Raw genomic sequence first — 21,030 nt, forward strand, 5'->3', positions numbered from 1 at the left:
CTGCGGGCCTTACAAGTATTCGCTGAGATACTGGTTTACTGCGGAATTTCGCCTTCCAGCCCTTCAACGTAGAAGTTCATGCCAGCCAGGGTGCCGTCATCGGCTGTTTCGCCGTCCGCCAGCCAGTCGCTGCCGTCCTGCTTTTTGATCGGGCCGGTGAAGGGGTGGTATTCACCTGCAGCCATTGCGGCTTTCAAAGCCAGCGCCTCTTCCTTGACATCAGCAGGTACCGCGTCGGAAATCTCGCCGATAGCGACCATGCCTTCGCGGATACCGTCCCAGGTGTTCGCGCTTTCCCATGTGCCGTCCATCACGGCCTTGGTCCGTGCGATGTAGTAAGGTGCCCAGTCATCGATGATTGACGACACGCGCGGGAAGGGGGCGTATTCGCTCATGTCAGATGCCTGGCCGAAGGTGACCACGTTGCCCGCTTCTTGTGCGGCGGCCTGCGGTGCGGTCGAGTCAGTGTGCTGCAGGATCACGTCAGCGCCCTGTTCGATCAGTACGGTGGCGGCGTCAGCTTCTTTTGCGGGGTCAAACCAGGTGTAGGCCCAGATGATCTTGAACTCGACATCCGGGTTTACGGCTTTGGCGTGCAGATAGGCCGAGTTGATGCCGCGGATCACTTCGGGGATCGGATACGAGCCGATATAGCCGATGATGTTCGACTTGGTCATCTTGCCCGCGATGTGACCCTGAACCGCGCGGCCTTCGTAGAAACGCGCCGAATAGACCGAGACGTTTTCGGCGGTTTTATAGCCGGTCGCGTGCTCGAACTTTACGTTCGGGAATTTCTTGGCAACGTTGATGGTCGGGTCCATGTAGCCAAACGAGGTGGTAAAGATCAGGTCCGCGCCTTCCAGCGCCATCTGAGTCATTACGCGCTCGGCGTCGGGGCCTTCTGGGACGGACTCGACAAATACGGTTTCAACCTTGTCGCCAAACTCTTCTTCAACGGCCAGACGACCTTTGTTGTGTTCGTATGTCCAGCCGCCATCGCCGACTGGGCCAACGTAAACGAAGCCGACCTTTGTCTTTTCGTCGGCCATCGCTCCCGAAGCCAGCCCGAGCGCCATGGCGGCGCTTGCCAAAAGTGTAGTGAATTTCATGTGGTACTCCCCAAGTTGGTTCAGTTGGCCCCGTCTAGTGCGAGGCATGGAAGGTCCGGCCCAGTGAGGCAGGTGCGCTGCTCTTGTCGGCCGAAAGGATCACAAGCACAAGGATCGTGATGATGTAGGGCGACATTGCCAGATACTCGACCGGAATGGCAACGCCCGCCGCCTGCAAATTGAGCTGCAAAACGGTGATACCGCCGAACAAATAGGCACCCAGCAACGCACGCCACGGCTTCCAACTGGCGAACACCACCAGTGCAAGGGCGATCCAGCCAACCCCGGCGGTCATGCCCTCGGTCCATTGGGGCACGCGGATCAGGCTGATGTAGGCTCCGCCCAGGCCCGCACAGGCTCCGCCGAACAGGATCGCCATGACGCGAATCTTGATGACCTTGTAGCCAAGCGCGTGCGCGGCATCGTGGTTTTCCCCGACCGCGCGCAGGATCAGACCTATGCGAGTGTACTTTAGCGTAGCCCAAACCGCTGCAGTCAAAGCGATGCCGACATAAAGGATAGGGTCGTGCTGGAACAGGATAGGACCGATCACCGGAATATCGCTGATCACCGGGATATGGATATCTCCCATGCTCGGGGGTTTGACGCCTACGTAGCTTTGCCCCATCAGAGCGCTAAAGCCGAGTCCGAACAGGGTCAGGGCAAGACCGCTGGCGACCTGGTTGGCCAAGGCCACCTGTGTCAGCACCACAAACAACAAAGACAGAACCGCGCCGCCAATGGCTGCGGCGATAAAGCCCAGCCAAGGTGACCCGGTCTCGACCGAGATCGCAAAGCCACTGATAGCGCCGACGATCATCATGCCCTCGACGCCCAGATTCAGAACGCCTGCTTTCTCGACGACCAGTTCCCCGATTGCGGCCAGCAGCAGGGGGGTTGCAGCCACCATCAAAGAGGCGACCAGAAGGACGGGGTTAATTTCACCAAGGTCCATTACGCCACCTCGCTACGTGCCGCACGGATGCGGTAGTTTGTCAGAAGATCGAAAGCCAGCAGGAAGAACAGAAGCATCCCCTGGAACACCTGAATTGCAGCGGCCGGCAGGCCCAACTGAGACTGCGCGATTTCACCTCCGATATAGGTCAGCGCCATCAAGCCGCCGGCCAGCAGGATACCCACCGGGTGCAGACGGCCAAGGAAGGCCACAATGATCGCGGTAAAGCCATATCCCACGTTGAAGTCGATGCTGACCACGCCCGACGGGCCTGAGACTTCGAACATCCCCGCCAGACCGGCCAGAGCGCCGGACAGGCCCAGGCAGAACAGGATCAGACGGGCCGGGTTCACACCGGCAAACTTCGCAGCGCGCGGAGCTTCACCGGTCAGGCGGATGTGAAAGCCCAGCATGTGCCGGTTCAGAAGGACATAGGAAAAGATCACCGCGATCAGCGCGGCTACTACGCCCCAATGCATCCCCGATCCGGCGATCAGCTCGGCGTTATGGGCGCTGTCATAGGCTTGCAGGTTGCGCGAGCCGGGAAAGCCGAACCCCTCGGGGTTTTTCAACAAGCCGAGCGACACTGAGGCCAGCATCTGCTCGGCAACGTAGACCAGCATCAGCGAGACAAGGATTTCGTTGGTGCCGAAGCGAACCTTCAGAAAGGCCGGGATCATCGCCCAGAGCCAGCCACCGAATGCCCCCGCGATTACCATGATCGGAAAAATGTAAAACGCGTCCAGAGGGTAAAAGGCCAGACCCGCACCGGCCCCAAAGATGGCGCCCATGATATACTGCCCCTCGGCCCCGATATTCCATATGCCGGCACGGAAACCCAGCGACAGACCAATGGCGATCAGCACCAAAGGCGCCCCTTTCACCAGCAGCTGCGGGCGGTAATAGAATGCAAACTCACCGAACAGGGGTTCCCAGAAAATGGTGCCGATGGCCTCGATCGGGTTCTTCCCCAGAATGGCGAACAGCAGCCCGCCGAATACCATTGTCGCCAACACCGCGACCAAAGGGGTGGCATAAGACCACGCCTTGGACGGCTGTGGCCGTTTCTCCAACACAATCATCCGCTCATACCCCCGTTTTCGTCTTTTTCTGTAATAGCTTAGACATGGGCTACCTCCATGCCATGCGCGCCGCCCATCATTAGGCCAATCTCATCCACGGTAAGGCCCGTAGTTGGTCGAGGCGCGCTGAGGCGACCTTCGTTGAGGGCGGCGAAACTGTCGGAAATCTCCATCAGTTCATCCAAATCCTGACTGATACAGACAACCGCCGTGCCCTTGGCTGCTAAATCCAGAATGGCCTGCCGGATCGACGCCGCAGCTGCCGCGTCCACTCCCCAAGTCGGTTGGTTCACCACTAGCACATCCGGGTTTTGTAGCACCTCGCGCCCAATCACGAATTTCTGCAGATTGCCGCCGGACAACGAGCGCGCGGCGTTTTCCGGGCCTGGCGTGCGCACGTCGAAGGCGCTGATGATCTTTTCAGCGAAGCTTTTGGTCTCGGCCCATTTCAGAAAGCCATTGTTTTCTAGACCTTCCCGAACCGATCCAGTCAGTAAAGCGTTTTCCGTAAGGCTCATGTCCGGAGCTGCCGCATGACCCAGACGTTCCTCGGGCGCGGTCAGAACGCCCAGTTTGCGACGCGTAGTTGGCCCCAGCAAGCCGATGGGCTGACCGTTGAACTTAATAGCATCAGCTGCAGTGGTGATTTCGCCGGACAGAACGCCCAGTAATTCATCTTGCCCGTTGCCTGCGACACCGCCGATGCCCAGAACCTCGCCCTTGCGGACTGTCATATGAACGTTGCGCAGCGCAGTGCCGAACTCGGAGGGCGAAGGAACAGATAGCCCGCTGACATCCAGAGCGACTTCGCCGAAGTCACGCCCCGACCGTTCGGGCGTTTGCAGGGTCGAGCCGACCATCATCTCGGCCATGTCCCGCGCGGATGTCTCGGCCGGTACGCATTCGCCCACATTCTTTCCCAGACGCAGGATCGTGGCGTGGTCGCACAACGTGCGGATTTCTTCCAGCTTGTGCGAGATATACAGGATTGAGGTGCCTTCGGCCCGCAATTTGTTCAGCGTTTCAAACAGGATTTCGACCTCTTGCGGGGTCAATACGCTGGTGGGTTCGTCCATGATCAGCAGCTTGGGGTCCTGCAGCAGACAGCGGATGATCTCAACTCGCTGGCGTTCACCTGCCGACAGGTCGCCCACAGTGCGGTATGGGTCCAGCGGTAAGCCATAGGTCTCGGAGACTTCGCGGATACGCGTGGCCAGATCGCTCATCCTGGGCGGGTTTTCCATCCCCAGCGCGATGTTTTCGGCCACGTTCAATGCGTCAAACAGGGAAAAGTGCTGAAACACCATCGCAATCCCGTCGGCCCGCGCCGCGCGGGGTTCCGCCGGAGCAAAAGGCTGGCCGCGCAGCAGCATGGTGCCGCTGTCGGGTTTCACCAGCCCATAGATCATCTTGACCAGCGTGGACTTTCCCGCGCCGTTTTCGCCCAACAGGGCGTGTACTTCGCCTTCGCCGATATCAAAGGACACCTGATCATTGGCGACGACGCCGGGATAAGCCTTGGTCAGCCCTTGCAGACTTAAAAGTGGAGTGGTCACGCGCTCTGGTCCTTCTTCAGTTCGTTCTGCCAAGCCGGGCGCAGTAGTTGCGCGGCGACGCCAATGGCGATCATCTGCGGGTGTTTGCCCAGACCGGGATCGCCAATCGGGCAGGTGATCTGTCTGATCCGTTCGGGGGAATGACCAAGGGCTGTCAGCCGCGACCGGAATCGCGCCCATTTCGTAGCCGAGCCGATGAGGCCAGCAAAGCCAAAACCATGCGTCAAAAGGTGATTACACAGCTCAAGGTCCAGATTGTGTGAATAAGTAAGCACAAGATGCTCGGCCTCGGGCGGCGCGTGCTGGACCAGCGCGGCGGGTTTGGGTGTTGGAATCGGGGTGACACTGGCCGGGATTTGCGTGGGAAAACGTTCGGGGCCGGTATCGACCCAGGTGATTGCAAGGTCGGGCAGGGGGGCCAGCACATCCACCAGCGCCCGGCCCACATGGCCCGCGCCCCAGACCCACAGCTGCCGGGTCGGTTTGTGAACGGGTTCGACCATCCAGCCATCGATCAGTTGCGGTTCGGGCGCGATGCCCTGCGCGCGGGCTGCGGCCAGCAGGCGCTTGACCGAAAGGGGTATATCGCCGCCTGACGGGGCGCGTGCGATGACCGTCTGATCCAACGCGTCCAACGCGTGTTGGTCGTAAACCTCGCTCAAAAGCGAGACCGCCCCTCCGCAGCATTGGCCCATATCGGGGCCAAGCGCATGGTGGGTCAGTCGCATTGGGACGGACTGCGCCCGTGCGGCGAGCGCCGCCTGATGCTCCAGCGTACCGCCGCCGATCGTGCCGGACTGACCGTCCGCCCAAACCAGCATGGCGGTGCCGACCTCGCGCGGGGACGAGCCTTTGATGGCAGCGATGACCACGCGGGTCACGCGTCCGTGAATCTTGACCGCCTCCTGCAGAGCTTCAAGGTCAAACCCCATCAGGTGCCGCCTTTCATCCGCTGGACACCGTGCCAGACCTGTTCGGCCGTGGCGGGTGCATCCAGCGCGGGGTAAGCGTCGCCACAAGCTGCCACCGCATTCGACAAGGCCAACCACGCAGAAATACCTAGCATGAAGGGCGGCTCACCAACCGCTTTTGACCGATAGATCGTGTCCTCGCGGTTCTCGCCGCCCCACAGCGAAACGTTGAAGATATCGGGCCGGTCGGAACAGGCGGGAATTTTATAGGTCGAGGGCGCGTGGGTGCGCAGGTTGCCCTTGCCGTCCCAGACCAGTTCCTCGGTCGTCAGCCATCCTGCGCCCTGCACATAGCCGCCTTCGACCTGCCCGATATCCAACGCCGGATTCAGCGAGGCCCCCGCGTCATGCAGGATATCCGTGCGCAGAATGCGGTTTTCGCCGGTCAGCGTGTCCAAGGCGACCTCGGTGACGGACGCGCCATAGGCAAAGTAAAAGAACGGTCGCCCTCGGCCCGCGATGCGGTCCCATTCGATCTTGGGAGTTTTGTAGAACCCAGTCGCCGACAGGCTGATACGGCCTTGATAGGCCAGCGCGGCGGCTTCGGCGAAGGTATAGCGTTCCTCGCCAACCAAGACATGCCCATCTGCGAAGGTCACAGTCGCGGGATCGGCCTGGTGCCGTTCGGCCAGATAGTCCGCCATCCGGTCGCGGATCGTGTCACAGGCGGCTTTCACAGCCATCCCGTTCAGGTCACTGCCCGAGGACGCCGCCGTGGCCGAGGTGTTCGGCACCTTGGCGGTGTCTGTGGCGGTGATCTTGACCATCTCCAGCGGAATGCCGAACCGCGATGCGGCCACCTGCGCGACCTTTTGGAACAGGCCCTGTCCCATCTCGGTGCCGCCATGGTTCAGATGGACCGAGCCGTCCTGATACACATGCACCAGCGCGCCCGCCTGATTCAGATGGGTCAGCGTGAAGGAAATCCCGAACTTGACCGGCGAGAAGGCGATACCCTTCTTTATCACGCCGTTCTTCGCGTTCCACTCGGCGATGGCGGCCTTGCGAGCGGCATAGTCGCTGGATTTCAGCAGCGCTTCGGTCATGCCGTGCAGTTCGAAATCGCTGACCTCCATTCCGTAAGGCGTGGTGTTGCCGCCGGCGGGTAGGGGACGAACGGGGGCATTCCCGGTTTCGACAGCGCCTCGGCTGGTCAGGTCTTCGTGCGGGTCGGGATGACCCAGTGGTTTCGCGTGCAGCGGCTGATCGGCCACCTTATGCGCAGGCTCATAGTAGTTGCGGCGGCGCAGCTCGACCGGCTCCAGCCCAAGCGCATGCGCGGCGTGGTCCATCACCCGTTCGATCCCGACCATACCCTGCGGCCCGCCGAACCCGCGGTAGGCGGTGGCAGATTGGGTGTTGGTCTTCAGCCGATGGCTTTCTATGCGTGCATTCGGCAGCAGATAGGCGTTGTCGGAGTGCAGCATCGCGCGGTCAGCCACGGGCAGGGACAGATCCTGCGCCCAGCCGCATATGACGTAGTGATGGAACGAGACGCCCTGAACATGGCCGTTCTCATCAAACCCCGCTTTGTAGGCGATGCGGAAGGCGTGGCGCTTGCCGGTGATGATCATGTCATCATCGCGGTCGTATCGCATCTTGCAGGTCTTGCCGGTGGCGCGGGCGGCGATGGCGCAAGCCACCGCCAGAGCGTTGCCCTGACTTTCCTTGCCGCCGAACCCTCCGCCCATCCGACGGGTTTCGACCCGCACGGCGTGCATGGGAACGCCTAAAGCATCAGCTACCTTGTGCTGAATCTCGGTCGGGTGCTGGGTCGAACTGTGGACCAGCATATCCGCGCCTTCATTCGGGACGGCCAGAGCAGCTTGGCCTTCCAGATAGAAATGTTCCTGCCCGCCCAGTTCAAAACTACCCTCGATCACATGAGTGGCCGAGGCAATCGCCGCATCTGCGTCGCCCTTGGCATAAATGCGGGGGCCGTCCTCGAACCGGCTGTCGGCGGCCAGCGCCTCTTCGATGGTCAGGATCGGGGTGTCTTCGGCATAGTCGATCTTTCCCAGCCGCGCGGCTTTGCGGGCTGCCAGATGGCTGGTCGCCACCACCAGAAACACCGGCTGGCCGATGTAATGAACGGTGCCGTCCGACAGCAGCGGCTCATCATGGATCGAAGGTGAGACGTCATTGGCAAAAGGCAGGTCATTCGCCGTCATCACCTGCACCACACCCTCGGCGGCTTTCACCGCCGACAGGTCCATCGCGGTGATGGTTCCCTTGGCAATCGGGCTGAGGCCAAAGGCCAGATGCAACGTGCCTTTGGGCGTTGGGATATCATCCACATATCGCGCGGCCCCTGCCACATGCAGCGGCGCGGCGTCATGGGGGAGAGGCTTGGTCACGCTCATGCCGTCACCTTCAGTACGTCGGTCACTTCGCCCTGATCTTCGAGGAAATACCGCTCCAGCATCGCCTTGGCGGTTTCCAGACGATAGGTGGCCGAGGCGCGCATATCCGTGAGTGGTTGGTAATCGTCAGCAAAGGTGGGCAGCGCGGCCTGAATGGTCGCAGCGGTCCAGGGTTTGCCGATCAATGCGGCCTCGACATGGGTGGCCCGCTTCGGAATGCCCGCCATGCCGCCAAAGGCGATCCGGGCTTGGGTAACAGTGCCATCGGACACGGTGATGTTGAAACAGCCGCAGACGGCTGAGATATCCTGATCAAACCGCTTGCTGAGCTTGTAGCATTTCAGGCGATCGGGTTGGCGTGGGAAGCTGACGGCCTCTACAAATTCGCCGGGCGCGCGGTCCTGTTTGCCGTAGTCGAGGAAGAAATCTTCCAGCAGGATCTGACGGCGCGTATTGCCTTTGCGCAGGTACAGAGTTGCACCAAGAGCGATCAACGCGGGCGGATTGTCCCCGATGGGCGAGCCATTGGCGATATTGCCGCCGACGGTTGCCGCATGACGGACCTGCACGCTGGCATAGCGGCGGATCATTTCGGCGTAGGAGGGGTGAAGATCGGCCAGCGCCGCGCCCATCCGGTTCATGTCGACCATGGCTCCGAGGCGGATTTCATCCTCGGTTAAGGTAATGTCCTTGAGGTCGTCGCAGCGGTTCAGGAAAATCACCGGGTCCAATTCGCGCAGCTGTTTGGTGACCCAGAGGCCCACATCGGTTGCTCCGGCAATCAAGGTGGCCTCCGGGTGATCTGCGTAGATAGCAGCCAGTTCATCCGACGACGTGGGCAGCATTGGTTGGGCAGCGGCATCCACGGGCGCGTCCTTGACCCAGACTGGTACAGGCATTGCCTCGATAGCCGTGGCAGCGCGGATGATCGGGGCATAGCCCGTGCAGCGGCACAGGTTCCCGGCCAGTTGGGCGTCATGGTCGGTCGCGCCATTCGCGTGGCTGGCGACCATCGACATGACGAAGCCCGGTGTGCAGAAACCGCATTGCGATCCGTGCAGATCGACCATCGCCTGCTGCACAGGGTGCGCCTCGCCATTGGGGCCGCTTGCGCCTTCGACGGTGCGCACAGCCTTACCGTGCAACTGGGGCAGGAACAGGATGCAAGCGTTCAAAGCCTTGGCACCGCCCTCATCTGTTACCATCACGGTGCAAGCGCCGCAGTCGCCTTCGTTGCAGCCTTCCTTGGTGCCGGTCAGGCCGCGATCCTCGCGCAGCCAGTCCAGCAGGGTGGCGGTCGGATCGACATCCGACAGCTCCACTGTCTCTCCGTTCAGAAGAAACGTGATGTTCATGCGTGAAACCCGTCGCCTTACCCGGTTGCGCCCCTGCGGCCCTCCTTCGATGCGACGTAGAAAGAGTGGCGGGCGAATAGCTTGCCGTCAGATGTTAGAAATAGCTCACCCGATCTGGCAAGAAAAACTGCCTGTGGGATGTACCATTACGCCGGACGGCGATGAATTTGAAATTGGTGTTTACCGCACAGAGCTTTGAAATTAAAGTGATTTGCCTTCTTGGGCCGTTGCTGTTGCCGAAGCACCTTCTGGAAAAGCCGAATAATCCAAGCTGATTTTTTAGGCATTCCATCTATGCGGTTCCCGCTTTTGCCGCGCGCCTGGCTGGGATAGCTTGGGCTTCATGAGCAGCACTCCTCGATTCATCCACCTTCGTGTTCACACAGAATATTCCTTGCTGGAAGGGGCCGTGCGGCTGAAAAAGCTGCCTGGCCTGTGTGAAAAGGCCGATATGCCCGCCGTCGCCGTCACCGACACCAATTCGATGTTCTCGGCGTTGGAGTTTTCCGTGACCGCCAGCGGGGCCGGGGTGCAGCCGATCATGGGGTGTCAGGTTGATCTGACCTATGTGCAGCCGCAGCCCGGCGAGAAGCCCAAGGCTCCTGCGCCGCTGGTGCTGCTGGCGCAGTCTGAGGTCGGGTATGAGAACCTGATGAAGCTCAGTTCCTGCCTCTATGTGGACAAGGGTGGGCAGTTGCCACAGGTCACGTTGGAGGAGTTGGCGGAACGCTCGGACGGCTTGATCTGTCTGACCGGCGGGCCGGACGGGCCGGTGGGGATGCTGCTGCAACAGGGCCAGCGCCCGGCGGCCGAGGCTCTGGTGGATCGGTTGGCCGGGATGTTCCCGGATCGGCTGTATATCGAATTGCAGCGCCATCCGGGCGAGGACGGCCAGCCCGAGGCCGAACGCCTGACCGAGCGTGGCCATGTCGAGATGGCCTATGCCAAGAACCTGCCTCTGGTCGCCACTAATGACGTCTATTTCCCGACCACCGACATGTATGAGGCGCATGACGCGCTGATCTGTATCGCCGAGGGTGCGTATGTCGACCAACAGGACGGCCGCCGCCGCCTGACCGCGCAGCATTACTTCAAGTCGCAGCAGGAAATGGTGACGCTGTTCGCCGATCTGCCCGAGGCGATTGAGAACACGGTTGAGATTGCGCGCCGTTGTGCGTTCATGGCTTATCGCCGCGATCCGATCCTGCCGAAATTCGCCGATGACGAAGTGGCCGAACTGCGCCGCATCGCCAATGAGGGCCTGCAGAAGCGTCTGGCCGTGATCCCTCATGCGGTGACGCCCGAGGAATATCAGGAACGGCTGGATTTCGAGCTGGGCATCATCGAAGGCATGGGGTTTCCCGGCTATTTTCTGATCGTTGCGGATTTCATTCAGTGGTCAAAGGATCACGACATTCCGGTGGGGCCGGGGCGGGGGTCCGGTGCGGGCTCACTGGTGGCTTATGCGCTGACGATCACCGACCTTGATCCGTTGCGGTATTCGCTGCTGTTCGAACGCTTTCTGAACCCCGAACGGGTCTCGATGCCCGACTTTGATATCGACTTCTGCATGGATCGCCGCGAAGAGGTGATCCGCTATGTTCAGCAGAAATACGGGCGCGACAAGGTGGGGCAGATCATCACATTCGGTGCGCTGCTGTCCAAGGCCGCTGTGCGTGATATCGGGCGGGTGCTGCAGATGCCCTATGGGCAGGTGGACCGCCTGTCCAAGATGATCCCGGTGGAGGGGGTCAAGCCTGTTTCCATCGAAAAGGCTCTGAAAGACGAACCCCGCCTGCGCGAAGAGGCGCGCAACGAAGAGGTTGTGGACCGTCTGCTGACCTACGGCCAGCAGGTCGAGGGGCTGTTGCGGAACGCCTCGACCCACGCGGCGGGGGTGGTGATCGGCGACCGGCCTCTGGACGCGCTGGTGCCGCTCTATCAGGACCCGCGTTCCGACATGCCCGCGACCCAGTTCAATATGAAATGGGTCGAACAGGCCGGGCTGGTGAAGTTCGACTTTCTAGGTCTGAAAACGCTAACCGTGATCCAGAACGCGATGGATTTGATCTTCAAATCCGGGCGAGATCTTCACATCGCGGCGGATGGCACGGAACTCTATGAACCCGCCGATGGGGCCCAGAACCAGATCAACGCCATCCCGCTGGACGATGAGGCGACGTACAAGCTCTACTCGGCGGCCAAGACGGTGGCGGTGTTCCAGGTGGAATCCTCGGGCATGATGGATGCGCTCAAGCGCATGAAACCGACATGTATCGAAGATATCGTCGCCCTTGTGGCGCTGTACCGCCCCGGCCCGATGGAGAACATCCCGACCTATTGCGAGGTCAAGAACGGGCTGCGCAAGATCGAATCCGTGCACCCGTTGATCGACCACATCCTTGAGGAGACGCAGGGCATCATCGTCTATCAGGAACAGGTGATGCAGATCGCTCAGGTTATGGCCGGTTACTCGCTGGGCGGCGCCGACCTGCTGCGCCGCGCGATGGGTAAAAAGATCAAAGAGGCGATGGATGCCGAACGCCCCAAATTCGAAAAGGGCGCGGGTGAAAACGGCGTGGATGCCAAGAAAGCCAGCGAGGTCTTCGACCTGCTGGAGAAATTCGCCAATTACGGCTTCAACAAATCTCACGCTGCGGCCTATGCCGTGGTCAGCTATCAGACCGGCTGGCTGAAAGCGAACCACCCGGTCGAGTTCATGGCAGGTGTCATGAACTGTGATATCCACCTGACCGACAAGCTGGCCGTCTATTTCGAAGAGGTCCGCAAGGGGTTGGAGCTGCCTTATGTGCCGCCTTGCGTGAACCGGTCGCTGGCGACCTTCGATGTGGTGAACGGAGAGCTGGTCTATGCGCTGGGCGCGTTGAAAAACGTGGGCGTCGAGGCGATGAATTTGGTCGTTGATGGCCGGGCCGATAAGCCTTTCGTGAACCTGTTCGATTTCGCCCGCCGGGTCGATCTGAAGAAGGTCGGCAAACGCCCACTTGAGATGATGGCGCGGGCGGGGGCGTTTGATCAGCTCGACAAAAACCGCCGCCGCGTGTTCGAAAGCCTTGATCCGCTGGTGCAGTATTCGGCGGCGATCCACGAACAGAAGAACTCGAATCAGGTGTCGCTGTTTGGCGAGGCCGGGGACGACCTGCCCGAACCGCGTCTGTCGCCGACGCCGGACTGGCTGCCTGCTGAACGGCTCAGCGAGGAGTTCAAAGCCATCGGTTTCTACCTGTCGGGCCACCCGCTGGACGACTATATGCCCGCGCTGAAACGCAAGCAGGTAATGACGCTGGACGAGGTGACGGAAAAGGCGCGCTCGGGTCCGTTCATCGCCAAGATGGCTGGTGTTGTCGCTGGTCGGCAGGAACGAAAATCGGCGCGTGGCAACCGGTTTGCCTTTGCGCAGCTTTCGGACCCCAGCGGTGCGTATGAGGTCACGCTCTTCTCGGAAACGCTTGAGAAATCGCGCGAGTATCTGGAAACCGGCGCGCAAGTTGTACTAACCGCCGAGGCCACAATGGAAGCTGATCAGCTGAAACTGCTTGGCCGCTCTGTCGGCCCGGTGGATACGGTCGTGGCCGAGGCGGGCGCGACCGGTCTGCGTATCTTTGTGGACGAGGAACAGGCCCTGCCCACCGTGGCCAAAGTGCTAGAGGACGCGGCCGCCGCCGCCAAAAATGCCGCGCGTGGGCCGATCCAACTGCTGCTGATGGCGCCCGGATTGCCCGGCGAGGTCGAGATGGATCTGGGCCAGAACTTCCCCATCAATCCGCAAATTAAAGGCGCGATCAAATCGCTGGAAGGCGTGATGTCAGTCGAGGAGTTCTGACCCCGCCATTTGTTGCCAGACAAAGCCCCTCGGGCTAGGCTGACATTGGTCGGTTTCGGGCCAAAGGAGGGTTTGACATGGTGATTTTAGGTCTCGGGTTCAGAACTGTTGCGCTTGCCGCGATGGCATCACTTGCGTTGGCTTCGGCGGCGGTGGCTGATGACAAGAAAAAAAAGAAAACGATCGAAGGCGCCGTAATCGGGGCCGGTGTGGGTGCGTTGATCGGGGACGGCAAGGGCGCTGCGATCGGTGGTGTGGCCGGTGCGATTATCGGGCATAACTGGAAGTGAATGTTATGACCTCAAAACCTTTGAAAATCGTAGTTTGCGCCGCGCTATTGGGTGTTCCGACAAGTGTTATTGCGGATGAGGCCGCAAGGCGAATGGTGAAGGATGCCTTGCCGGTGATGCACTACACATGCGCTTCGATTGCTGAAGAAGCGGATGGGGATGAAGCCTTTGTCGTCACCGTGGTCGAGAAGATGACTGCGCTTTCGTTGCATAACAGGCAGGTCGATATCGCTGATCATGCAACCACGGACGAAGAAAAAGCCCAGTTGCGCGAGGCTTTTATCGCCGCCCTCTCCGCAGGCTGCGCGGCAGACAAGAACGCCCTTTTGGGGGGTGTGGTCGATAACGCAGTGAAAACGACGTTGGGGTTATAAGCAGTCAGTAATGCGGTGGGCGTTCGTCTCCGAACACGACCCCGCCGGAGCCTTCCTGCGCCCGTTCAGCCTCGCGCTGCAACAACATCTCTACGCGCCGGGTCAGGCGATCGATCTCGCTCTGTTGGGTTGTGACGACTGTGTTCAGCTCTTCGACCGTGCGGGTCAGGTGGGCGATCTGCTCTTCCAGATGCTGCATGGGGCTCTCCTTTGGGCGTGGTCATAGCGGCACGGGCGGGCCATGACCAGCGAAAGCGCGCCTTGCCCCGATGCGGGCCATGGGATAGACCGCGCGCGGAACATGAACCGCAAGGACGCCCCACATGGCCAAGCCCAAGAAACAGCCCCGCCCCAAGGCCGTCACGCCGAAAGGGTTCCGCGACTATTTCGGCCAGGAAGTCTCGCAGCGCACCGAGATGCTGCGGACGATTGCGGATGTCTATCATCGCTACGGGTTTGATGCGCTGGAAAGCAGTGCGGTTGAGACGGTCGAGGCGCTGGGCAAGTTCCTGCCCGACGTGGATCGCCCGAACGAGGGCGTGTTCGCATGGCAGGAGTTTGACGAGGGCGGCAACGGTGACTGGATGGCTTTGCGCTATGACCTGACCGCGCCGCTGGCTCGTGTCTATGCGCAGCACCGCAACGACCTGCCGACGCCTTACCGCCGCTATGCGATGGGTCCGGTCTGGCGCAATGAAAAGCCGGGGCCGGGACGGTATCGTCAGTTCTATCAATGCGATGCGGATACGGTGGGCACGGCCTCGATGGCCGCCGACGCCGAAATCTGTGCGATGCTGTCGGACACGTTGGAGACCGTGGGCATTCCGCGCGGCGACTATCTGGTGCGGGTGAATAACCGCAAGGTCCTGAATGGTGTGCTCGAGGCGATGGGGTTGGGCGAAGACGCCGCTGCCCGCGACAATGTTCTGCGCACCATCGACAAGTTCGACAAGGTGGGTGAGGCCGGAGTGCGCGAGCTGCTGACCAAGGGTCGATTGGATGCCTCGGGTGCGTTTATCGACGGTGTGGGTCTCAGCGATGATCAGGCCGAGCCGGTGATTGCCTTCCTGACGTCTAAGGCCGCTGATACCGCCGGAACTTTGGCCAACCTGCGCGCCGCGGTGGGTGACAGCAAGATCGGCGCAGACGGCATCGCCGAACTGGAACAGATCGGCGCGCTGCTGGATGCAGGCGGATACGGTGCGGACCGGATCGAGATTGACCCCTCGGTCGTGCGTGGCCTTGGGTATTACACCGGGCCGGTTTATGAGGCCGAACTGACCTTTGAGATTTTCGACGAGAAAGGCCGCAAGCGGCAGTTCGGCTCGGTCTCGGGCGGCGGGCGTTACGACGATCTGGTCAAGCGCTTCACCGGGCAGGAGGTTCCTGCAACCGGCGTGTCCATCGGTGTGGACCGCCTGCTGGCCGCTCTGCGCGAAAAGGGCCGGATTGCGGCGCAGGCAACCGGCCCCGTGGTTGTCACCGTGATGGATCGCGACCGTATGGCTGACTATCAGGCCATGGTCGCCGAGCTGCGCAATGCAGGCATCCGGGCCGAGGTTTATCTGGGCAACCCCAAGAACTTTGGCAATCAGCTGAAATATGCGGACAAGCGGAACTCGCCCATCGCGGTGATCGAGGGCGGCGACGAAAAGGCCAACGGGATCGTGCAGATCAAAGACCTGATCCTTGGCGCCAAGATCGCCGAAAGCGCCACGCTTGAGGAATGGAAAGAACGCCCCAGCCAGTTCGAAGTGCCGCGTGGCGAGCTGGTCGCCAAGGTGCGAGAAATTCTGGACAGTCAGGACTGAGCCATGCCCAACCGTTCCCAGATACAAGCCCGCGCCGCGATGATGCGCGTGAGGTTCGAGGCCGCAGGCGCGCAGGTCGTGGACCCTCCGTTGCTGCAACCGGCCGACACGTTGCTTGACCTTTATGGTGAGGATATCCGTGCGCGTGCCTATGTGACATCAGACGCGCTGCGGGGCGAACAGATGCTGCGCCCGGATTTCACTCTGCCCGTGGTGCAGATGCATATGAGCGACGGGGCCGAACCCGCGCGCTATACCTATTCCGGCGAGGTGTTCCGACGTCAGGAGCATGACCCGGACCGCTCGAATGAATATATTCAGGTCGGGTACGAGGTGTTCGACCGCAACGAACCCGCAGGCGCGGATGCCGAAGTGTTTTCGCTGTTCGCGTTGCAATTGCGGGGGCTGCCTTTGCGGGCTGCGACTGGAGATATCGGCATTCTGACCGCTGCCGTTGAGGGCCTTAAGACCACTGACCGGCGCAAGGCGGCGCTGATGCGGCACTTGTGGCGGCCTCGTCGATTCCGGGTGCTGCTGGACCGCTATGCCGGGCGTAAACCGGGCCCTGAAGGGCGCGACAGCCTGTTGGATGCGGAAAATCCGCTGGATACGGACATCCCAATGATCGGCAAGCGCCGCGCGTCCGAGATCGAGGCTCGGATCGCCGCCCTGCGTGAAGATCGCGACACACCGCCCATTTCGGACAACGAACTGGTTGGGCTGGAAACCCTGCTGAACGTGCGTGAGACCATGCCCTTTGCGTTGGAACAGCTGCGCGACGTGGCGGTGGACCTGCCGCAGATCACTCCGGCGCTGGACCGGCTTGAGGCGCGGATCGCCTCGCTGCAAGCCCGTGGCGTGGATGTGGAACGTCTGGATTTCGAGGCCGCCTATGGCCGTACCTCGATGGAGTATTATGACGGGTTTGTCTTTGGCTTCTATGCCGAGGGCCGCCCCGACCTGCCCCCTATCGCCACTGGTGGGCGCTATGATGCGCTGACGCGGCAGTTGGGGAACGGGGCCGAAATTCCGGCCGTGGGCGGTGTCATCCGCCCCGACCTGATGCTGGAGATCGAGGAGGACGCGCAATGAGCCTGAAACTGGGCGTGCCCTCGAAGGGCCGGTTGATGGACAAGACCTTTGGTTGGTTCGAAAAGCGCGGCATCACCCTGTCGCGCAGCGGATCGGATCGGGAATATGCGGGCAAGGTCGAGGGCATCGACGGGGTCTCTCTGATCCTGCTGTCTGCTGGGGAAATCCCGCGCGAACTGGCCGCCGGGCGCATTCATCTGGGTGTCACCGGCATTGATCTGGTGCACGAGAAACTGCCCCGCTGGGAACAACAGGTTGAGGAGATCTCGCAGCTTGGGTTCGGCAAGGCCGACCTGATCATCGCGACACCTGCTTGCTGGGTTGATGTAGACACGCTGGATGATCTGGACGCGGCGGCAGCGGCGTTTCGCAAGACCCACGGCCACCGGTTGCGGATTGCCACGAAATATCACCGGCTGGTGCGCGAGTTCCTGACCGATGCGGGGGTGGCCGATTACACTCTGGTCGACAGCCAGGGTGCGACTGAGGGCACGGTGATGAACGAGACCGCCGAGGCGATTGCCGACATCACATCCACCGGGGAAACGCTGCGGGCGAACCACCTGAAAATCCTGACCGACGGGATGATCCTGCAGTCGCAGGCGACCCTGTGGCGCAGCCGGGTGGCGAAATGTGACCCCGAGACAAAGGCCACGCTGAACGCATTGCTGGATCGCTTGCGCTAAAGCACGCCTATCTCGGCCAGCGCACGGTTCAGATCGTCGGGCAAGGCATCGTCCTGTTCCCGCCCTTCCGGCAGGTCGGCGGGGGTGTCCTCGGGTTTGAGATAGCGCCAGCCCTGGAATGGGCGTTTGAGCGCCGTCTGGGTGCGATAGACCTGCGGGTCCAGCACGATGGCGCAACGGCGGATGCCGTCCTCGCCGCGTACTTCGTCCAGTCGCAGGATGCGCTGACGGCATTGGATTACGCCCTTGATCACCCAATAGATTGATCCGCCGTTCAGAATCTCGGCCTCGCGCTTGGGCCACATACGGGTGACATGGCGCGGGCAGCCGTCCTCGTAAAGCGGTCTGCGACTGTCCTGCCACGCCATCAGCGTGTCGACGCTTTCCGATCCGACGGACAGTTTGATGAGGTTTACGTACTTATCCACAGCTTTCCCACAGAGTCGTCCCAAGGCCCACCCTCATATTGTAGCTCGCTATGCGGCGTCATCAAGGTGTTGTGGTTTGGATGTGAATTGCGGTAATCTGGATACCTCTTTCAAAACAGGGAATCACCAATGAGCCGCTTTGCCGCCCCCATCGCCGAGCAGATCTGGGACATGAAATACCGCTTTAAAGAAGCGGATGGCACGCCCATCGACCAGACGGTCGAGGACAGCTGGCGGCGCATCGCCCGCGATCTGGCGCGGGTCGAGGATGACGCAGCCCATTGGGAAGATAAATTTTATGAGGCCCTGGAAGATTTCAAATATCTGCCCGCTGGCCGCATCACCGCAGGCGCAGGTACGGCGCGTCAGGTGACTCTGTTCAACTGTTTCGTCATGGGCACCGTGCCCGACAGCATGGGCGGTATCTTTGACATGCTGAAAGAAGCCGCGCTGACCATGCAGCAGGGCGGCGGCATCGGGTATGATTTCTCAACCATCCGTCCACGTGGGGCCGATGTTAAGGGCGTGGCGGCGGATGCTTCTGGCCCGCTTTCCTTCATGGATGTTTGGGACGCGATGTGCCGCACGATCATGTCCGCAGGCTCGCGCCGCGGGGCCATGATGGCGACCATGCGGTGTGATCATCCCGATATTGAACAGTTCATCACCGCGAAATCTGACCCCGCGCGCCTGCGCATGTTCAACATGTCGGTTCTGGTCACGGACCCGTTCATGGAGGCCGTCAAGGCCGATGGCCCGTGGGAATTGCAGTTCGACGGCAAGGTCTATCATACCGTTCAGGCGCGTGATCTGTGGAACAAGATCATGCAAGCCACCTATGATTACGCTGAGCCGGGTGTGATCTTCATCGACCGCATCAATAAGGCCAACAACCTGAGCTATGTGGAAACCATCGCCGCGACCAACCCCTGCGGCGAGCAGCCTTTGCCGCCTTATGGCGCGTGCCTTCTGGGCTCGATCAATTTGGCGCGGCTGGTAACAGATCCGTTCGATGATGCGGCGCGCCTGAATGAGGCCGCCTTGCAAGAGTTGGTCGCGACCGCTGTGCGCATGATGGACAACGTAGTAGACGCGTCGAAATTCCCGCTGGCCGAGCAGGAAGCCGAAGCGCAGGACAAGCGCCGCATCGGCTTGGGAGTGACCGGGCTGGCGGATGCGCTTTTGATGCTGGGTTTGCGCTATGGGTCCGACGAAGCGGCGCGTCAGACCGAGCGCTGGTTGCATGCGATCGCCCGCGCCGCCTATCTGGCCTCGGTCGATTTGGCGAAGGAGAAGGGCGCGTTCCCACTGTTTGACGCCGAGAAATATCTGGCCAGTGGCACCATGCAGCAGATGGATGACGATGTACGCGATGCCATTCGTGAACACGGTATTCGCAACGCGCTGCTGACCTCGATCGCGCCGACTGGGACGATTTCGCTTTATGCAGGAAACGTGTCTTCGGGGATCGAACCGGTCTTTGCCTACGCCTACACGCGCAAGGTGTTGCAGAAGGACGGCTCGCGCACCGAGGAAGAAGTAGTAGATTATGCCGTGCAGATGTGGCGCGACAAATTCGGCGATGTCGCCTTGCCCGATTATTTTGTGAACGCGCAGACGCTTTCCCCGTCGGACCACGTCAAGATGCAGGCGGCGGCGCAGAAATGGATCGACAGCTCGATCTCGAAGACCATCAACTGCCCTGAGGACATCAGCTTTGACGCCTTTAAAGACGTCTATATGCAGGCCTGGGATCAGGGCTGCAAAGGGTGCACGACCTACCGTCCGAATGACGTGACCGGCTCGGTCCTGACAGTGTCCGAAAGCGCCGACAAAGCCCCCGGCGAAAGCGCCGATGCCCCGCATCAGGTGGATGGCGGCGAGGTTGTCTACATGTCCGAACCACTGGATCGCCCGCAATCGCTGGAGGGATCGACCTATAAACTGAAGTGGCCCGATAGCGAGCACGCAATTTACTTGACCATCAACGATATCGTCATTGGTGGCCGTCGCCGTCCGTTCGAGGTGTTCATCAACTCGAAGAACATGGAGCACTACGCCTGGACACTGGCGCTGACCCGTATGATCTCGGCGGTGTTCCGGCGCGGTGGGGATGTGTCTTTTGTTGTCGAAGAACTGAAGGCCGTGTTCGACCCGCGCGGCGGGGCTTGGGTGCAGGGGAAATACATTCCCTCGATCCTGGCGGCGATTGGCGGCGTGATCGAACAGCACCTGATCAATATCGGCTTTCTCGAGGGCGAGGGCATGGGGCTGAAATCAGATCCGCAGGCGCAGGTCGTCAATATGGATGCTCCGCGTGGCAAAGCGTGCCCGTCCTGCGGGCAGTTCGACATGGCAATGATCGAAGGCTGCATGACCTGCCGCAGTTGCGGCCACTCTAAGTGCGGATAAGAACTAGATTAGAAAGCGATGACAATTCAGGGTTTGCCGGTGGGATAGTTTCTCGCTGGCCCTGAAATTATGATTCTCAATAGCAACAACTTTATGAACGTTACATTAACGTCTCTTTTCTGCCCGATTTATGGCTGATAAGAACGTACACGTGAGCAGTGATTTGTTTCTAAGTGCAGGCGGTAAAGATGAGAACCGGACAAAGCGGTCGTGTGGCCATTTCGTGGGCGCAAACAGAATTGGATGGTCTTGAAGGGGCGCCTTTGTCGTTCATGGCTGTAGGGGCAGTGTGGTCCTGGCGGGGGCGTATTCTCTGCGTGGAAGATTCCACAGACACGGCGAAGGACTTGAGTTCTCGGCTGCCGGATCACTTTATCTCTGAACAAGAGCTGGATGGTGACGCGTTAGGCGTAATTGTTCTGACAAATGGTGCGCAACAGTATTCAGCTTTATTGCACAGCGCCGGCACCCTGGGCGATCCGGTTCTTGTGTTCGAAAACGGATTGCCTACCCGTGAACAAGAATTCTGGGTCGACGAGGTGATCGAGATCAGGGTTTCCAATGATCATGCCACGAGTACAGCGGATACCGTCATTGCATTTCCGACGCGACCCAACATGGCTTCTGACATTCACCCAGTCCCGCGTTTGCCAGCGGTTAATGCTGCTCAGGCAATGGATTGAGCGACATCGCAGTTTTTGC

Annotated in this window: 17 protein-coding genes; 8 read left to right on the forward strand and 9 right to left on the reverse strand. The window is 60.5% G+C overall.

Annotated elements, in window-relative coordinates:
* Window positions 1-35 precede the first annotated feature (35 nt).
* The 7 genes from J7380_RS05735 to xdhA are packed head-to-tail and all read right to left on the reverse strand — an operon-like array spanning window position 36 to window position 9,391.
* Window positions 36-1,109 (reverse strand): BMP family ABC transporter substrate-binding protein, encoded by a 1,074-nt coding sequence (locus J7380_RS05735; protein WP_170352264.1) that lies wholly within the window; start codon window positions 1,107-1,109, stop codon window positions 36-38.
* Window positions 1,110-1,143: 34 nt separating this feature from the next.
* Window positions 1,144-2,064 carry an ABC transporter permease gene (locus J7380_RS05740; RefSeq protein ID WP_209194881.1) on the reverse strand — a complete coding sequence of 307 codons (921 nt, stop codon included), beginning with the start codon at window positions 2,062-2,064 and terminating at the stop codon, window positions 1,144-1,146.
* Window positions 2,064-3,146, reverse strand: a complete 1,083-nt coding sequence (locus tag J7380_RS05745; protein ID WP_209194882.1) for an ABC transporter permease — start codon at window positions 3,144-3,146, stop codon at window positions 2,064-2,066. The genes J7380_RS05740 and J7380_RS05745 overlap by 1 nt, the downstream gene beginning before the upstream one ends.
* A 38-nt stretch (window positions 3,147-3,184) precedes the next feature.
* Window positions 3,185-4,702, reverse strand: a complete 1,518-nt coding sequence (locus J7380_RS05750) for an ABC transporter ATP-binding protein (RefSeq protein WP_209194883.1) — start codon at window positions 4,700-4,702, stop codon at window positions 3,185-3,187.
* Entirely contained in the window at window positions 4,699-5,634 is a 936-nt protein-coding gene (gene xdhC / locus J7380_RS05755) for a xanthine dehydrogenase accessory protein XdhC (protein WP_209194884.1), read from the reverse strand. The genes J7380_RS05750 and xdhC overlap by 4 nt, the downstream gene beginning before the upstream one ends.
* Window positions 5,634-8,036, reverse strand: a complete 2,403-nt coding sequence (gene xdhB, locus J7380_RS05760) for a xanthine dehydrogenase molybdopterin binding subunit (RefSeq protein ID WP_209194885.1) — start codon at window positions 8,034-8,036, stop codon at window positions 5,634-5,636. Before xdhB ends, xdhC begins: the two co-directional genes overlap by 1 nt.
* Window positions 8,033-9,391, reverse strand: a complete 1,359-nt coding sequence (gene xdhA, locus J7380_RS05765) for a xanthine dehydrogenase small subunit (RefSeq protein WP_209194886.1) — start codon at window positions 9,389-9,391, stop codon at window positions 8,033-8,035. The genes xdhB and xdhA overlap by 4 nt, the downstream gene beginning before the upstream one ends.
* Before the next feature lie 343 nt (window positions 9,392-9,734).
* On the opposite strand from xdhA, the gene dnaE reads away from it, so the two are divergent.
* From dnaE to J7380_RS05780, 3 genes are all read left to right on the forward strand, one after another.
* On the forward strand, window positions 9,735-13,235 hold the full coding sequence (gene dnaE, locus J7380_RS05770) for a DNA polymerase III subunit alpha (protein ID WP_209194887.1): 3,501 nt from the start codon (window positions 9,735-9,737) through the stop codon (window positions 13,233-13,235).
* A 77-nt stretch (window positions 13,236-13,312) separates the two neighbouring features.
* A complete protein-coding gene (locus tag J7380_RS05775; RefSeq protein WP_209194888.1) occupies window positions 13,313-13,525 on the forward strand; it encodes a YMGG-like glycine zipper-containing protein in 213 nt (70 codons plus the stop codon).
* Between the two features lie 5 nt (window positions 13,526-13,530).
* Complete coding sequence (locus J7380_RS05780; protein WP_209194889.1) at window positions 13,531-13,899, forward strand: YmgD family protein; 369 nt, start codon at window positions 13,531-13,533, stop codon at window positions 13,897-13,899.
* Window positions 13,900-13,903: 4 nt separating this feature from the next.
* Here the strand turns inward: J7380_RS05780 and J7380_RS05785 are convergent, their stop codons facing one another.
* Window positions 13,904-14,098 (reverse strand): SlyX family protein, encoded by a 195-nt coding sequence (locus tag J7380_RS05785; RefSeq protein WP_170352274.1) that lies wholly within the window; start codon window positions 14,096-14,098, stop codon window positions 13,904-13,906.
* Between the two features lie 124 nt (window positions 14,099-14,222).
* Here J7380_RS05785 and hisS point away from each other — a divergent pair, with 124 nt between their 5' ends.
* From hisS to hisG, 3 genes are read left to right on the forward strand one after another with little or no spacing between them, the layout of a single operon-like run.
* Entirely contained in the window at window positions 14,223-15,710 is a 1,488-nt protein-coding gene (gene hisS / locus J7380_RS05790; protein WP_209194890.1) for a histidine--tRNA ligase, read from the forward strand.
* Window positions 15,711-15,713: 3 nt separating this feature from the next.
* Window positions 15,714-16,802 (forward strand): ATP phosphoribosyltransferase regulatory subunit, encoded by a 1,089-nt coding sequence (locus J7380_RS05795; RefSeq protein WP_209194891.1) that lies wholly within the window; start codon window positions 15,714-15,716, stop codon window positions 16,800-16,802.
* Window positions 16,799-17,488 carry an ATP phosphoribosyltransferase gene (gene hisG / locus J7380_RS05800; RefSeq protein WP_170352277.1) on the forward strand — a complete coding sequence of 230 codons (690 nt, stop codon included), beginning with the start codon at window positions 16,799-16,801 and terminating at the stop codon, window positions 17,486-17,488. The genes J7380_RS05795 and hisG overlap by 4 nt, the downstream gene beginning before the upstream one ends.
* On the opposite strand, the gene J7380_RS05805 is transcribed toward hisG, so the two are convergent.
* Complete coding sequence (locus tag J7380_RS05805) at window positions 17,485-17,916, reverse strand: DUF1489 domain-containing protein (RefSeq protein WP_170352278.1); 432 nt, start codon at window positions 17,914-17,916, stop codon at window positions 17,485-17,487. The two genes, hisG and J7380_RS05805, sit on opposite strands and share 4 nt — an antisense overlap.
* A gap of 129 nt (window positions 17,917-18,045) precedes the next feature.
* Here J7380_RS05805 and J7380_RS05810 point away from each other — a divergent pair, with 129 nt between their 5' ends.
* Window positions 18,046-20,328, forward strand: coding sequence for an adenosylcobalamin-dependent ribonucleoside-diphosphate reductase (locus J7380_RS05810; protein ID WP_209194892.1), 2,283 nt, complete (start codon window positions 18,046-18,048; stop codon window positions 20,326-20,328).
* Window positions 20,329-20,516: 188 nt separating this feature from the next.
* Window positions 20,517-21,011, forward strand: coding sequence for a hypothetical protein (locus J7380_RS05815; RefSeq protein WP_209194893.1), 495 nt, complete (start codon window positions 20,517-20,519; stop codon window positions 21,009-21,011).
* The last annotated feature ends 19 nt before the right edge of the window (window positions 21,012-21,030 follow it).

Source organism: Ruegeria sp. R8_1 (assembly GCF_017743815.1).
GTDB lineage: Bacteria > Pseudomonadota > Alphaproteobacteria > Rhodobacterales > Rhodobacteraceae > Ruegeria > Ruegeria lacuscaerulensis_A.

Bases quoted from the DNA above. Each gene is read 5' to 3' on its own strand.
- J7380_RS05735 (WP_170352264.1), bottom strand. From the start codon at position 1,109: ATGAAATTCACTACACTTTTGGCAAGCGCCGCCATGGCGCTCGGGCTG.
- J7380_RS05740 (WP_209194881.1), bottom strand. From the start codon at position 2,064: ATGGACCTTGGTGAAATTAACCCCGTCCTTCTGGTCGCCTCTTTGATG.
- J7380_RS05745 (WP_209194882.1), bottom strand. From the start codon at position 3,146: ATGATTGTGTTGGAGAAACGGCCACAGCCGTCCAAGGCGTGGTCTTAT.
- xdhC (WP_209194884.1), bottom strand. From the start codon at position 5,634: ATGGGGTTTGACCTTGAAGCTCTGCAGGAGGCGGTCAAGATTCACGGA.
- xdhB (WP_209194885.1), bottom strand. From the start codon at position 8,036: ATGAGCGTGACCAAGCCTCTCCCCCATGACGCCGCGCCGCTGCATGTG.
- xdhA (WP_209194886.1), bottom strand. From the start codon at position 9,391: ATGAACATCACGTTTCTTCTGAACGGAGAGACAGTGGAGCTGTCGGAT.
- dnaE (WP_209194887.1), top strand. From the start codon at position 9,735: ATGAGCAGCACTCCTCGATTCATCCACCTTCGTGTTCACACAGAATAT.
- J7380_RS05775 (WP_209194888.1), top strand. From the start codon at position 13,313: ATGGTGATTTTAGGTCTCGGGTTCAGAACTGTTGCGCTTGCCGCGATG.
- J7380_RS05780 (WP_209194889.1), top strand. From the start codon at position 13,531: ATGACCTCAAAACCTTTGAAAATCGTAGTTTGCGCCGCGCTATTGGGT.
- J7380_RS05785 (WP_170352274.1), bottom strand. From the start codon at position 14,098: ATGCAGCATCTGGAAGAGCAGATCGCCCACCTGACCCGCACGGTCGAA.
- hisS (WP_209194890.1), top strand. From the start codon at position 14,223: ATGGCCAAGCCCAAGAAACAGCCCCGCCCCAAGGCCGTCACGCCGAAA.
- J7380_RS05795 (WP_209194891.1), top strand. From the start codon at position 15,714: ATGCCCAACCGTTCCCAGATACAAGCCCGCGCCGCGATGATGCGCGTG.
- hisG (WP_170352277.1), top strand. From the start codon at position 16,799: ATGAGCCTGAAACTGGGCGTGCCCTCGAAGGGCCGGTTGATGGACAAG.
- J7380_RS05810 (WP_209194892.1), top strand. From the start codon at position 18,046: ATGAGCCGCTTTGCCGCCCCCATCGCCGAGCAGATCTGGGACATGAAA.
- J7380_RS05815 (WP_209194893.1), top strand. From the start codon at position 20,517: ATGAGAACCGGACAAAGCGGTCGTGTGGCCATTTCGTGGGCGCAAACA.